Annotated in this window: 9 protein-coding genes; 2 read left to right on the forward strand and 7 right to left on the reverse strand. The window is 63.9% G+C overall.

What is annotated here, in order from left to right; translation table 11 throughout:
• The first annotated feature begins 1 nt into the window (after window position 1).
• A complete protein-coding gene (locus THIDRDRAFT_RS03500) occupies window positions 2–1078 on the forward strand; it encodes an AI-2E family transporter (RefSeq protein WP_007039423.1) in 1077 nt (358 codons plus the stop codon).
• Window positions 1079–1171: 93 nt separating this feature from the next.
• On the opposite strand, the gene THIDRDRAFT_RS03505 is transcribed toward THIDRDRAFT_RS03500, so the two are convergent.
• The 3 genes from THIDRDRAFT_RS03505 to pgi all read right to left on the reverse strand — a co-directional run bounded on the left by THIDRDRAFT_RS03505 (window position 1172) and on the right by pgi (window position 8182).
• Window positions 1172–2122: a PCP reductase family protein gene (locus THIDRDRAFT_RS03505; protein ID WP_007039424.1), complete on the reverse strand. Its 951-nt coding sequence runs from the start codon at window positions 2120–2122 to the stop codon at window positions 1172–1174.
• Window positions 2123–2210: 88 nt separating this feature from the next.
• Window positions 2211–6365 carry a DEAD/DEAH box helicase gene (locus tag THIDRDRAFT_RS03510; protein ID WP_245535774.1) on the reverse strand — a complete coding sequence of 1385 codons (4155 nt, stop codon included), beginning with the start codon at window positions 6363–6365 and terminating at the stop codon, window positions 2211–2213.
• 170 nt (window positions 6366–6535) lie between these two features.
• Window positions 6536–8182 carry a glucose-6-phosphate isomerase gene (gene pgi, locus THIDRDRAFT_RS03515; RefSeq protein ID WP_007039426.1) on the reverse strand — a complete coding sequence of 549 codons (1647 nt, stop codon included), beginning with the start codon at window positions 8180–8182 and terminating at the stop codon, window positions 6536–6538.
• Between the two features lie 345 nt (window positions 8183–8527).
• Here pgi and glgA point away from each other — a divergent pair, with 345 nt between their 5' ends.
• Window positions 8528–10063, forward strand: a complete 1536-nt coding sequence (glgA, locus tag THIDRDRAFT_RS03520; protein WP_007039427.1) for a glycogen synthase GlgA — start codon at window positions 8528–8530, stop codon at window positions 10061–10063.
• 103 nt (window positions 10064–10166) lie between these two features.
• Here glgA and panD read toward each other — a convergent pair whose 3' ends face one another.
• The 4 genes from panD to pcnB form a co-directional block, all read right to left on the reverse strand.
• Window positions 10167–10547 carry an aspartate 1-decarboxylase gene (gene panD, locus THIDRDRAFT_RS03525; protein ID WP_007039428.1) on the reverse strand — a complete coding sequence of 127 codons (381 nt, stop codon included), beginning with the start codon at window positions 10545–10547 and terminating at the stop codon, window positions 10167–10169.
• A 155-nt stretch (window positions 10548–10702) separates the two neighbouring features.
• A complete protein-coding gene (panC, locus tag THIDRDRAFT_RS03530) occupies window positions 10703–11557 on the reverse strand; it encodes a pantoate--beta-alanine ligase (RefSeq protein WP_007039429.1) in 855 nt (284 codons plus the stop codon).
• Window positions 11558–11583: 26 nt separating this feature from the next.
• Window positions 11584–12387, reverse strand: a complete 804-nt coding sequence (gene panB / locus THIDRDRAFT_RS03535) for a 3-methyl-2-oxobutanoate hydroxymethyltransferase (RefSeq protein WP_007039430.1) — start codon at window positions 12385–12387, stop codon at window positions 11584–11586.
• 264 nt (window positions 12388–12651) lie between these two features.
• Window positions 12652–13992, reverse strand: coding sequence for a polynucleotide adenylyltransferase PcnB (pcnB, locus tag THIDRDRAFT_RS03540; protein ID WP_083827427.1), 1341 nt, complete (start codon window positions 13990–13992; stop codon window positions 12652–12654).
• Window positions 13993–14013: the final 21 nt, after the last annotated feature.

Below are 14013 nucleotides of genomic sequence, written 5' to 3' on the forward strand. Positions count from 1 at the left end.
CATGAATATCGTCTCACACTGGTTGCAGCGCAATCTCGCTGACCCGCAGATCGTCTTCCTGGCGATGCTGCTCCTGTTCGTCTTTGCCGTCGTCCTGACCATGGGACACATGCTCGCCCCGGTCCTGGCGAGCATCGTCATCGCCTATCTGCTCGAAGGGCTGGTTGTCCAGCTCGAACGGCGCGGCCTACCCCGGCTGCCGAGCGTCCTGCTGGTCTACATCCTCTTTCTGCTGTTCGTGGCCCTGGTGCTGCTAGGGGTCATGCCGCTGGTATCGCGCCAGATCACCGACCTGGTCCAGCAGCTTCCCAACATGATCTCGGACGGGACCCAGGTCCTGATGGATCTACCCGCGCGCTATCCCGAGCTGGTCACCCAGGCCCAGCTCGACGAGCTCATCGCCTCGCTACGCTCCGAGGTGGTCTCTTTCGGCCAGCAGGTACTGTCCTGGTCGCTGTCGAGCGTGGTGGGTGTCATCACCATCATGATCTATCTGATCCTGATGCCCTTACTGGTCTTCTTCTTCATGAAGGACAAGGGGTTGATTCTCGACTGGTTCCGCAATCGGCTGCCTCGGCACCACGGGATCGCGGGCGACGTCTGGAAGGACGTGGATCGTCAGATCTCCAACTATGTGCGCGGCAAGGCGTGGGAGATCCTGATCGTCTGGGGGGTGAGCTACGCGACCTTCTCGGCCTTCGGACTCAAGTACGCCATGTTGCTATCCCTACTGGTCGGGCTCTCGGTCATCATCCCCTACATCGGCGCCGCCGTCGTGACCTTTCCGATCCTCATCGTCGCCTGGTTCCAATGGGGCTGGTCGAGCGAATTCGCCTGGCTGACCTTCGCCTACGGCATCATCCAGGCGCTGGACGGCAACGTGCTGGTGCCGGTGCTCTTCTCGGAGGTCGTCAACCTACACCCGGTCGCCATCATCGTCGCCATCCTGGTATTCGGCGGGCTCTGGGGATTCTGGGGCGTCTTCTTCGCCATTCCCTTGGCGACCCTGGTCCAATCCATCATCACCGCCTGGCCCAAACGCCTGGAGATTCCTGAGAACGCGACCAACGCCCCGTAGCCTGGGTGGAGCATAGCGAAACCTAGAATGACCGCAGCTCGTCGGCATTCCCCGGATTGCGCTCCCGCTCCATCCGGGCGACGGGCGCCCGTTTCACCCGTCGACGCCGCCTCGGTATTTCTTTTCGCAGCGCACGACCAGATCGACCGTGACCAGTGACATACCCTCTTTCGACGCCTCTTTCTCGATGATGCGGCGGATCATGGGACGGATGAACACCGGCGCCTCGTGAACCCGATCCTGCGCATCGGCGTTCCAGCCGATCCCGAGCTTTTTGTTGAACCAGCTTCCTGGCGGCGGCGGCGGTTCGATCGCCTCGGCGATCGAGAGCCCCGGATCGCCGCCGAAGGCCGCCTCGGCCAAGACGTTGGACATGGTCTCGCCAAAGGCGCGGGTAAAGACCGGAAAGGCGGGGTCGTTGCGGAAGATCTCCTTCTTGAGTTCCAGGATGGTCTCGCGACGCGACTCGACCGAGACCGGATCTGAGTCGCGCCCAACCGGCTCGATGTAGCTCTTCACCCAGGTCTCGACAACCGCCTGATAGGCGGCGAAAAAGCCCTCAGGATCGAGCGGCTTGAAGGCGCAGTGCAGCATATAGGGAGAAGAGACCGCACTCAGCCATTCGAGCGGGGTATCGGGAAGATCCAGCGCGGACCGATGGTGCTCGGCGACGGAGCAGAAGGGGCTCAGATCCATCCCCGAGGAGCTGGGTGCCAGATCCAGCGTCAGCAACGTTCGCTCGGGTGGCATACCGCCGACGTGCAGCAGAAAGGCGGGGATGTCGAACTCGATCCGTGGAAAGGCGAAGATCACCAAGCCGACACGCCCAGGTTTGAGCGAATACTGACTCACCATCACACGGTCGAGCTTCTCGCCCTGATAGACCCGCGCTCGGCTCCAGATTCGCTTCCCCGGACTCTCGCGCCGGGCGTTGTATTCGGTGAAATCCTCCAGGTCGAGCGAGGTTTTCAGTCGGTCGAGGAACAACGCCTCATGGCGATTCCAGGTCGTCGCATCGGGCTTAGCCGCTCTGTCCGCGCTCATCTCCACCTCTTGATCGGGCTCAAGGGCGGGGACTATAGCCGCGGCGGGGGGCATCGCCAAGTTAAACCATCAGGCATCCAATCCTGGATCAGAGCGCATGATCCCGAATCAGCGACAGCATCTCATCATAGCTGAGTCGACCGCCGTCCCCCGTGCCCTCCAGCAGTCCGTCGGCAAGGTCGCGCTTGGAGGCGTGCAAGGCGAGGATCTTTTCCTCGATGGTGCCCTTGGTCACCAGACGGTAGATGGTCACCGGACGCTCCTGGCCGATGCGGTGGGCGCGATCGCTGGCTTGGTCCTCGACCGCCGGGTTCCACCAGGGATCCATGTGGATGACGTAGTCGGCGGCGGTCAGGTTGAGACCTGAGCCGCCGGCTCGAAGGCTGATGAGGAAGAGGTCGCCCTCGCCGGCCTGAAAGGCAGCGACGGCGGCCTTGCGCTTGTTCTCGGGCGTGGAGCCGTCGAGGTACTGATAGCTGATCCCGCGCGCATCGAGATAGGCGCGAATGATGGAGAGATGGTCGACGAACTGGCTGAACACCAGCGCCTTGTGGCGGTTGTCGAGCAGGTCGTCGAGGATCTCGCCGAAGGCGTCGAGCTTCGCGCTCGACAGCTCGCTATCGGGCAGGACCAGCTTGGGATGGCAGCAGACCCGGCGCAAACGCATGATCTCGGCAAGCAGCTGCATGCGCTTCTGCCCCGGATTGGCTTCCTCGGTTTCGAGCCGCTCGATGGCCTCGCGACGCACCGCCTCGTAGAGCGCGGCCTCGGCCTGTCCCAGCTCCAGCTCGATAGCGATCTCGGTGCGCGGCGGCAGCTCGGTCAGCACCTCGCTCTTGAGCCGGCGCAAGATGAAGGGACGCAACAGCTGACGCAGCCGCTGGCGCGCACCCGAATCCTGATGCTGCTCGATGGGGGTAGCGAAACGCCGGTTGAAGGTTTCGAGCGAGCCGAGCAGCCCTGGATTGATGAACCGGAACAGGTTCCAGAGTTCGCCCAGATGGTTCTCGATCGGCGTACCTGTGGTGATCAGACGGAATCCGGCCTCGAGCTTCATGATCGCCTGCGAACGCTTGGTCATGGCGTTCTTGAACACCTGGGCCTCGTCGGCGACGATGGTGGCCCAACGCAGCCCGGCGAGCCGCTCGCCCTCGGTCTGCACCAACCCGTAGCTGCAGACGATAAGATCGAAGGGACCGGCCGACTCCAACATCTGCTCGCGGTCGCCGTCGCCGAAGCGCTTGGGGTTCAGGGTCGGCGCGAAACGGTGGGCCTCGGAGATCCAGTTGGAGCAGACCGACATGGGCGCCAGCACCAGGGTCGGCCCCTCAGTCGCGCGCGAGAGCACCAGCGCCAGGGCCTGCAGCGTCTTGCCAAGCCCCATGTCGTCGGCCAGACAGGCGCCGGCGCCCCAGTGGGCCAGACGCGCCAGCCAGCGAAATCCCTCGACCTGATAGTCGCGCAGCTCGGCCTGGAGGGTCGAGGGCAGGCTCGGCTCTAGGTCCCGGACCTCGGCCAGTCGTTTTAGGGTCGCCTGCCAATGGGCGTTCTTCTTGACCGACATCCCGTCCAGGTTTTCGTCGATGACGCCCGCCGCCAGCGGATGGAAGCGCCCGTCCTTGTCGGTCAGCCCGGCGAGATTCTCCAAACGACGGCGCAAGGCGTCACTCAACACCATGAACTCGCGCTCGCCGAGCCGCACGAAACGCCCCGGAGACTCCTGGACCAGCTCCAGGAGCTGCTGCATGTTCAGCACGCGCCCGTCGTCGAGATCCAGCTCGCCATCCAGCCCGAGCCAATCGCGTTGTTTGGTCACGCCGACACGCATGCTCGACGGGGACAGCTCGGAGGTGAGACCGATACGCTTACCCTCTGGCCATCGCAGGGCGACGGCATCGCCAAGCGCATGCAACTGCTCCAGCGCGGAGAGCGCCTCCTCGGGATCCTCCAGGGTCCAGGTCCAGCCGCTGTGTCCGGCAAGGATCGGACAGGCGTCGCGCACCCGTTTGGCCACGCGGCGCTCGCCGACCAGATCGCGGGTGGTCTGAACCGAGCGACCGTCGATCTCGGCGAAGAGCGTGGCCATGCCCTGACCCGGCGCCATGCGCGGTCCGTCGTCACCCAGCGGATGCATGAAGAGTTCGAGCGTCAGGCCCTCGTCGAGGGGATTCAGATGCACGCGCGGCAGACCGTCGGCCTCCTGAGTCTCGGCCAGATGCTCGGTTCCACCGATGGCCGAATGGACCGTGAGCAGCGGGGCGATCGCGGCGATGCCCTCCAGAACCTTCTCCTTGCCGGCATGGGGAACGGCGAGTCCATCCGATCCCAGGATCTCACCGATACGCCGATGCGAGGCGTCGAACTGGATCAGCCTCAGACGCTGGCCCGCCTCGTCCTGAAGCAGCAGATTCGACCCCTCGGGTGGAAATGGAGCGATGCGCAGCAGCAGATCGCGCTCGCGCTCGAGCACCTCCAGCGCAGGCCCAGCCGCCACCAGCTCGATCGGCTTGTCCATGACGCCGGGCCGAAAGAGCCGAGGATGCCCCACGGCACCGAGCAGCGCTCCGTCCGAATCCAGGCTGTAATAGACACGTCCGTAGCTGTACCAGCCGTCCTCGCGCGCCTTGGTCATGCCCGAGAGGATGCGCCGATCCTCCTCCGTGAGGTAGTCGAACTCCTCGCGCGATTCGGCCAATCGCTGCAGCGCCACCGGACGCCCCTGGGTCCAGCCGCCGCGCTTGGTGCGTTTCTGCTCGCGCGGCTCCAGGGTGGCACGGCAGCCATAGCGATTCAGGACCCAGCACATGCGCCGATCGGATGCGTGCTGCGCATCCCCCTTGGCCTCTGAGTTGCCCCCTCCAGCGCCCAGGCCCTTCAGCGCATCCAGCGCGATCTCCCAAGTCGACTTGGGCGAGATCAGACCGGCGAGCGTAGACAGCCCCGCAGGACGCGGCAGTAAGCCGTCCGACAGGGGCTTTCGGTCCAGGGCGGTCATCAGATCCGCACACTCCCAGGCGTACCAATGCACCCCCGCCTTGATGGCGGCTCGACAATGACCGGCCAGCGCATCCAGCGCCTCCTCGCGAGGACATTCGCCCAACCAATGCCGAGCGAGCGATTGGAAGAGCACATCGAGTGGACCCAGCCGCTGCAAATCGCGCGTCAACCAAATCGTGTCCTGAAACCGCACTCGCCCGCCCAGCACATCGGCGAGACTGTCGAGAATCCGAAAGACCGCACCGAAGATCTCTGGCGGCTGGCTGCGCGCAGCGATCTCGGCCTGACGCTTCACCGTGTCGATATCACCCGGCGCACCCCGGCGCAGCAGCGCGAGCAGATAGAAAATGCCAGGCAAGCCGCGAACATGAAGATTGCGCTTGCGTGTTTGACGCTTCAACGTCGACAGATAGAGGTCGAAAACTCCGAGCGCCTCGTCCTGCCGGCCTTGCACGAAATGGAGCCACCCGATCAGGGGCAATGCCTGGGGAACGACCCGATCGGACAGGATGCTCCCAGCCTGACCCAACTCGCCGCACAAGAGATGGCGCTCGGCGAGCGCCAGGGCCGCATCGACATGCTCTTGCGCCAAGGGTGTCAGCATACCGAGCGCGAGGGCGTCGAAGTCGGGATCCAAGGCCAGTGCATAGGCCTCGTCCAACAGCTTGGGAGCGAACGCCAAGATCCGCAGCGACGGCGGCAAACCCTCAAGCCAGTCCGCGTCCGGCGAGCGGAGGCATATCTTGACCAACTCCTGGACCTCAGGATAGGAAACCGGCCGCTCCGCCCCCCTACCCTCCAGCCCCAACAGCCGCCGCACCTCGGGCTCGTTGCCGCCATAGAGCGCATTGCGCAGCCGCCGCGTCACCCGGTAGGTATCCGGGGACTCCCAGGAATTGCGCGGCCGGCTGCTCACCTCGGCCTCGCCCGCCTCACGGATCTTTTCGAAGGTGCCCTCGCGCACCGTCTCGCGGGTCAGAATCTCCACCAGAGACGGGGCGCAGATCAGACCTTGGCGCGCACGGTCGAGAACCCCCGCGTCGAGGAGACGCTCGCGCAGCGGCTTGGCCACCTGCATCGATAAGAACTGCCCCTTCTGATCGCGCCACGCGAGCCGTCGCAGGATCGTCTGCAGGGTCGTCTGGTTGATGGGCTCATAGACCACGGACAGGACGTGCAGAATGCGTCGCTCGTCGAGGGTCAGGGCATCAAGGGCTTCGATCGAACAGGTCATCAATAGGGCCATATAGAGAATTTAGAGTGCGGCCAGCGGCCAGCGGCCAGCGGCCAGCGGCCAGCGGCCAGCGGGAAGTGTAGCGCCCAGTCGCTGCATAGGGGCGGTTGGCAACCGGACGCGTCATGCGGCAGGACAGACATCATGGGACCAGGATCCGATCCCATTCCGGCGTGAAGCCTTCAGGCGCCGCGATGCTGGATGAAATAGTCCAACAGTGCGCGTGTCGAAGGGTCGTGATCGGCTGTCACCTTGCCTTTCTTGATCTCGTCGAGAATGACGTTGGCCAGTTTCTTCCCCAGCTCCACGCCCCATTGGTCAAACGAGTTGATGCCCCAGACGATGCCCTGGGTGAAGATGCGATGCTCGTAGAACGCGACCAGGGCGCCGAGCGTCTGGGGCGTCAGGCTGTCCATGAGGATGCTGTTGGTCGGACGGTTGCCGGGGAAGGTGCGATGGGGTGCGAGAAGACGCGCCTTTTCTTCGGTCATGCCGGAGCCCAGCATCTCGGCCTGGGCCTCGTCATGGGTGCGCCCGCGCATCAGGGCCTCGGTCTGGGCAAAGAAGTTGGCCATGAACTTGGGATGATGGTCGCCCAGCTCGTTGTGGCTGTGGATGGCCCCGATGAAATCGGCCGGGATCATCTGGGTGCCCTGATGGATGAGCTGGTAGAAGGCGTGCTGACCGTCGGTGCCAGGCTCACCCCAAACCACGGGTCCGGTGCTGTAGTCGACCGCAACGCCCTCTCGGGTCACGCCCTTGCCGTTGCTCTCCATGTCGCCCTGCTGCAGATAGGCCGGCAGGAAGCGTAGCGACTGATCGTAGGGCAGCACGGCATGGGTGCGGGCGCCGGCGAAGTTGGCGTACCAGAGCCCGATCAGGCCCATGAGGGCCGGCATGTTCTCGCGCAGATCGGCCGAGCGGAAGTGTTCGTCCATGGCATGGGCGCCGTCGAGCAGTTCGAGAAAACGATCGAACCCGACAGCAAGGGCGATCGGCAGTCCGATCGCCGACCAAAGCGAATAGCGCCCACCGACCCAGTCCCAGAAGCCGAACATGTTGGCGGTATCGATACCGAAGGCCGCGACCTTCTCGGCGTTGGTCGAGACCGCGACGAAGTGCCGGGCGACGGCTGCCTGGTCACCGAGCGCGGTCAGCAGCCAGTCGCGTGCGCTGGCGGCATTGGTCATAGTCTCCTGGGTCGTGAAGGTCTTGGAGGCGACGATGAAGAGCGTCGTTGCCGGATCCAGCGGACGGACGGTTTCAACCAGATGGGTGCCATCGACGTTGGAGACGAAATGCACCCGCAGATTCTCGCTCTGATAGGGGGCGAGCGCGGCGCAGATCATCTTTGGCCCCAGGTTGGACCCGCCGATACCGATGTTGACGACGTCGGTGATGCGCTCGCCCGTGTAGCCTCTCCAGTCGCCCGAGCGCACGCGCCCGACGAAGGACTCCATGCGCGCAAGCACCCGATTGATCTCGGGCATCACATCTTCGCCGTCGACCAGGATCGAACGGTTGGAGCGATTGCGCAGCGCGATATGCAGCACGGCGCGCCCCTCGGTGTTATTGATCGACTCGCCCTCGAACATACGCCGGATCCAACCCTGGAGATCCACCGCCTCGGCGAGTTCGACCAGTCGGTCGAGCGTCTCCTGGGTGACGAGGTTCTTCGAGTAATCGAGGCGCAGCCCGGCGACCTCCATGGTCATGGCCTTGGCCCGTCCAGGATCGTCGGCGAAGAGGTCCTGCATGCGCACCGTCTTCATGGCCTCCCAATGGGCTTGAAGCGCTTTCCACTGCGGAGTCTCGTTTACGAGCGACATCTGATGGGCCTCCTATCGATAAATCTGTTATTTGGACGAAACCAAAGCCGGATAAAACCGGACACGCGACCCGATACGGATCGCACCACATGCGATTCGCGCGCATTGGACCACAGTCGTCTGCGTCAAGCGATGCCGGCGCGGCCATCGCACCGTGCGGCGGTATACCAGGATCTCCGACACCGAGTCTGCGCGGCAAATCAGGTTCAACCCGACGACACCGAAGCGGACCGCCCAGCCAGACGCACAGTTACCGCCAACCCGAGCAAGTGTGCTAACGTGATGTCTACCATGCATTTCCCACCGCGCCCTTAACGCCCCTCCCGCTGGAATTCAGAGACCTCGATGGAGCAGTCACCCAACCATTTCCCCCATCCCGCCTGGAATCGGGATCGTCAACGCATTCTGTTGGCCAGCAGTGAGGCACACCCCTTCATCAAGACAGGCGGACTCGGCGATGTTGCCGCCAGCCTGCCGATCGCCTTGCGCCAACTCGGACACGACGCACGACTCATCCTACCAGGCTATCCACTGGCGACGCGCCAACTGCGCGAGCCCAAGCCGCTGTGCGAGTTCAGGATCCCGAACTGCCACACCAGCGTGCGACTACTGGAGGGACGCCATCCGGATGCCGACCTTCCGGTTTATCTGGTCGATGCCCCCGAGTATTTCCATCGCGAGGGCAATCCCTACACCGATCTCAGCGGACGCGACTGGGGTGACAATGCGGAACGCTTCCTGCTGTTTTGCCGAGTCATCGCCCAGACCGCTCAGGGCCTGCCCGGAATCGGCTGGCGGCCCGACGTCCTGCACTGCAACGATTGGCAGACCGGACTGGCACCGGCCCTGATGCAGGACCTGCCGGAGCATCCGGCCCGCATTTTCACCATTCACAACCTGGCCTACCAAGGACTCTTCGACCGCGCCACCTTCGACCGGCTCGGCCTGCCCCCGGCGCTCTGGAGCCTGTCCGGGCTCGAGTTCCACCAGCGGCTGTCTTTCATCAAAGGTGGGATCGCCTTCTCGGACCGCGTCAACACGGTCAGTCCCACCTATGCCGAGGAGGTGCGCACGCCACGCTTCGGTTGCGGACTGGACGGTCTGCTGCGCCAAGTCGGCAACCGCTTCAGCGGCATCCTCAACGGCATCGACTATGAGGTCTGGGATCCGGCGACCGATCCGCTGATCCTGCAGAACTACGATCGCGAGCGCTTCGGACTCAAGGCCGAGAACAAGCTCGACGCGCAGCGCGAGTTCGGCCTGCCGCGCAGCGAAGACGCCTTCGTGCTGGGCTATATCGGGAGACTGGTCGAACAAAAGGGCGTGGATCTCATCCAGGCGATCCTGCCGGAACTGCTCGACGATCCCCGGATCCAGATCATGATCGTCACCTCGGGCGAGCGCCATGCCGAACAGGCATTGCTCGACATCGCGGACCAATTCCCACGCCAGGTCGGCGTCTTCATCGGTTACGACGAGATCCGGGCACACCGCATCGAGGCCGGCTGCGACAGCTTCCTGATGCCATCGCGCTTCGAGCCCTGCGGGCTGAACCAGATGTATAGCCTGCGCTACGGAACCCCACCCATCGTCCACCGCACCGGCGGACTGGCAGATACGGTCACACAGACCACCCAGGAGACGTTGGCCGCCGGGACCGCGACCGGCTTCCTGTTCCACGAACCGCAACCCCAGGCGCTGCTCGGCGCGATTCGCCAAGCGGTCGCGCTCTATCGCGACGACCCGGACGGCTGGCGGCGGCTGGCCACGAACGGCATGTCCCAAGACCTGAGTTGGGAGGCCAGCGCACAACGCTATCTCCAGCTCTACACAGACGCCATCCTCGAACGCCAATCGCCAGTCGAGGCCGCCTCGGCCTGAACCCTAGCTCGACGCCTGGCGCCAAACGACATGGCCTGACGCCGATCCCTCAGTGGGTCGGCGTCAGGCCATTGGAGCAGGGTGAATCGCCCTGTGGCGTCGATCAGGCGGCCTGAGCAGGGATGGCGTCGCCGGTGCGGATCACACGATTCTGTTCGTTGAGGTAGACCAGGCTCGGCTTATGGGCGTCGGCCTCGGCCTCCGTCATGGTGGCGAAGGCGCAGATGATGATGCAGTCGCCCGGATCCGCCTGATGGGCGGCCGCGCCGTTCACCGAAATGACCCGCGAACCGGCATCGGCTCGAATGGCATAGGTCGTGAAGCGCTTACCGTTGGTCACGTTGTAGATCTGGATCTGCTCGTACTCGCGGATTCCGGCTAGATCCAGCAGGTCCTCGTCGATGGCACAGGAACCCTCGTAGTCCAATTCCGAATGTGTCACGCGAGCGCGGTGCAGCTTGCACTTCAGCAAGGTTAGTTGCATTGACTCAATCCTCTCAAAGGCCCTGATGGCCAAGTCTTCAGGCGCTCGATGCGAAAACGCGATGAAGACTCTGTGTTTCAATTTCCGACAAGTTTACCGCAGCATTTGCTGCAATGCAGCACTTGACCCTTCCCGAAGGGTCGGCACAGTCCCTATCAATCGCCGATGCGCCGAATCCGCAGGTTGTCGATGAGCCGCGCCCGCCCCAGATAGGCGGCTGCGAGCACCACCAGATCCTCGTCCTGCTCGGTCGCGGGCTCCAGATCGATAGCGGACCGGATACTCACGTAGTCAGGCCCGAGGCCCGCCTCGCGAATCATGCCGGTCGTGGCCGCCTCGACCTCGGCGATATCGGCGCCAGCGGCCAGTCTCGACTCAACGGCAAGCAATGCCCGATGCAGTCCAGGCGCCAGGGCACGCTCCTCGGCGGTCAGATAGCCGTTGCGCGAACTCATGGCGAGGCCGTCTGATTCGCGCGCGATCGGCACGCCGACGATCTCGATCGGCATATTCAGGTCGGCGACCATACGCCGAATCACGACAAGCTGCTGAAAATCCTTCTCGCCGAACAGGGCGACGTCCGGCTGAACCATGTTGAACAGCTTGCTGACGACGGTCGTGACGCCGACGAAGTGTCCGGGACGGGTCGCACCGCAGAGGATCGCCGAAAGACCGGGCACTTCGACACGGGTGTGCGACTCCTGGCCATGCGGATACATGACCTGGACCCCGGGCGTGAACAGCAGATCGCAGCCGGCCTCGTCGAGTCGACGCCTATCCTCTTCGAGGGTCCGAGGATAGGCGCCCAGATCCTCGCTCGGACCGAACTGCAAGGGGTTGACGAAAATGCTTGCGACCACGCGATCGGCCCGTCGGCGCGCCTCCTCGATCAAGGAGATATGACCGCGATGCAGGTTGCCCATGGTGGGCACCAGCGCCAGACGCTGGCCGGCCAAGCGCCAGGCGGCAACGCGCCGACGCAGGTCTTGCAGAAGCTCGACAGATTCCATCGAAATCCGCTCTCAAGGGGTTCTATTCAAAAAGGGGTTTCGGCGGCGGCGGGGAATGAACCCTCGCGCACCGCAGCGACATAGGCGGCGACCGCTGCGCCGATCGACTCGCGCCCGGTCATGAAATCGCGACTGAAACTCGGCGGACGGCCCGAATTGAGTCCGAGCATGTCATAGACCACCAGCACTTGACCGTCGCATTCAGCACCCGCACCAATCCCGATCACCGGGATGTTCAGGGTACGGGCGATCTCGCCAGCCAAGGCCGCCGGAACGCACTCCAGCACCAGCATCGTGGCACCCGCATCCTGCAGGGCGAGCGCATCGTGCCGGATCGCCTCGGCCGAGGCGTGATCGCGCCCCTGAAAGCGATAGCCACCGAGACGATTCACGGACTGCGGCATCAGCCCAAGATGACCGCAGACGGGCACGCCCTGATCGGACAAGCGGCGCACGATCTCCATCACGGGCGCCCCGCCCTCGATCTTGACCACCTGCGCCCCGCCTTCCTGCATCAGCCGGGCGGCGGCATCGAAGGCTCGATCCGGGGTCGCACAGGCCAGAAATGGCAGATCGGCGACCAGCAGAGCCCGTTCGCAGCCACGTGAAACGCAGGCGGTATGGTAGACCATCTGATCGAGCGTCACCGGGACCGTCGTGCGATGGCCCTGCAGCACCATGCCCAGCGAGTCCCCCACCAGCATGAGGTCGACCCCTGCGCTATCGAGCAGGCGCGCAAAACTGGCGTCGTAGCAGGTCAGAGAAACGATCCGCTCGCCTCGCGACTTCATCGCCGCGAGGGTTGAGACGGAGATGGGAACGGCAGACATCGATGCCTCCGAGTGAGAGTTAAAGGGTTGGATGCGGGTCACTGTGCGGATATGCCATTGACGCACCCGAACGACAAGCCACCCGCCCCGGAAACACAGCCATTGCTCGCGCAAGAGCCGCGACAGAAGCCCTGGAAGATAAAATTCAGGATGCAGACGATAACGACAGGACCGAAACGGCGCTACCTCATTGACCCGAGTCGAGCCTGACGAGCGCCGGATCCAGGATCCAGCACTCGACCGCCCGGCGGATACCGAATCGACTCAGCCCGGCACCTCGCTGGCGGTGTCCGCCGGCTTACGCCGACGACGACGCGAGCGAGATCTTCGCCGCTTGCCACCGGATTCGGTCATGCTGGCGCGCTCCTGGCTGCTGGCATCCTGGAAACGGGTCCACCAGGTGGCCAACTCGGGATCGGCCTCACCGGCCTCGGCACGCAAGACCAGAAAATCGTAGGCCGCGCGAAAGCGCGGATGGGTAATGAGACGGTAAGGCCGCTTACCCTCGCGCTGAGCCAACCGATGCTGCAACGCCCAAATCTCGCGCATGGGCAAGGAGAAACGCTTGGGGATCGCGACCAGGGACTGCTGGTCGGAGCAGACCGCGCTGGAGGCCGCGTGAATGGCGTCAGCCTCGGCGACGCCGTCCGCCACCAGCCGTTCGTAGGCCAGACGCACCGGCTCCCACAGGATGATCGCAAACAGGAAGGCCGGCGTGGTCGGCTTACCCTCCTGCAGACGCAGATCGGTATTGGCCAACCCGCGACTGACGAAGGTCAAGGGGAACTCCTGATGCTGCTGCGTCAGACAGGCCTCGGTAGCCGGAAAAAGATGCCCGAAGAGCCCGTAGTGACGCAGCTTCTCGAAGACCGCCAAACCGTAGCCCGAATGAAGCAGCTTGATGAGCTCGTCGAACAGGCGCGCGGCGGGGATATCGTGCAGCAGATGCCCCAGGGTAAACAGCGGCGCTTCGGTCGCGGACTCGATGTTGAAGCCCAGCTTGCAGGCGAAACGCACCGCGCGCAGCATCCGCACCGGATCCTCCCGATAACGCTGATCCGGATCGCCAATGAAACGCACGCGACCGGCTCTCAGGTCGTCCAGTCCGCCGGCGTAGTCGATCAGCGAAAAATCGGCGATATCGTAGTAGAGCGCATTGATGGTGAAGTCCCGTCGCAGCGCATCTTCCTCGATGGAGCCGTAGCTGTTGTCGCGCACGATCATGCCGTTTTCCAAACGGCGATCCGTGTCATCGCCCTCCTCCCCACTGCCGCGGAAGGTTGCGACCTCAATGATGTCCCTGCCGAAATGGACATGCGCCAGGCGGAACCGCCGGCCGATCAGGCGGCAGTTGCGAAACACCTGCCGAACCTGTTCCGGGGTCGCGTCGGTCGCGATATCGAAGTCCTTCGGCTCATGTCCGAGCAGGAGGTCGCGCACGCCGCCTCCCACGAGATGGGCCTGAAAATTCTCCTGCCGTAACCGGTACAGCACCTTGAGCGCATGCTCACTGATATTGGCACGGGAGATATTGTGTTCCGGGCGCGGCACGATCCGAGGGAGCGCCGTGCACGGCATATCTGATGATGGGTCGGATTCCTGCATGACCGTAACTAGAAGCGGATT

This window comes from Thiorhodococcus drewsii AZ1 (genome assembly GCF_000224065.1).
Classification (GTDB): domain Bacteria; phylum Pseudomonadota; class Gammaproteobacteria; order Chromatiales; family Chromatiaceae; genus Imhoffiella; species Imhoffiella drewsii.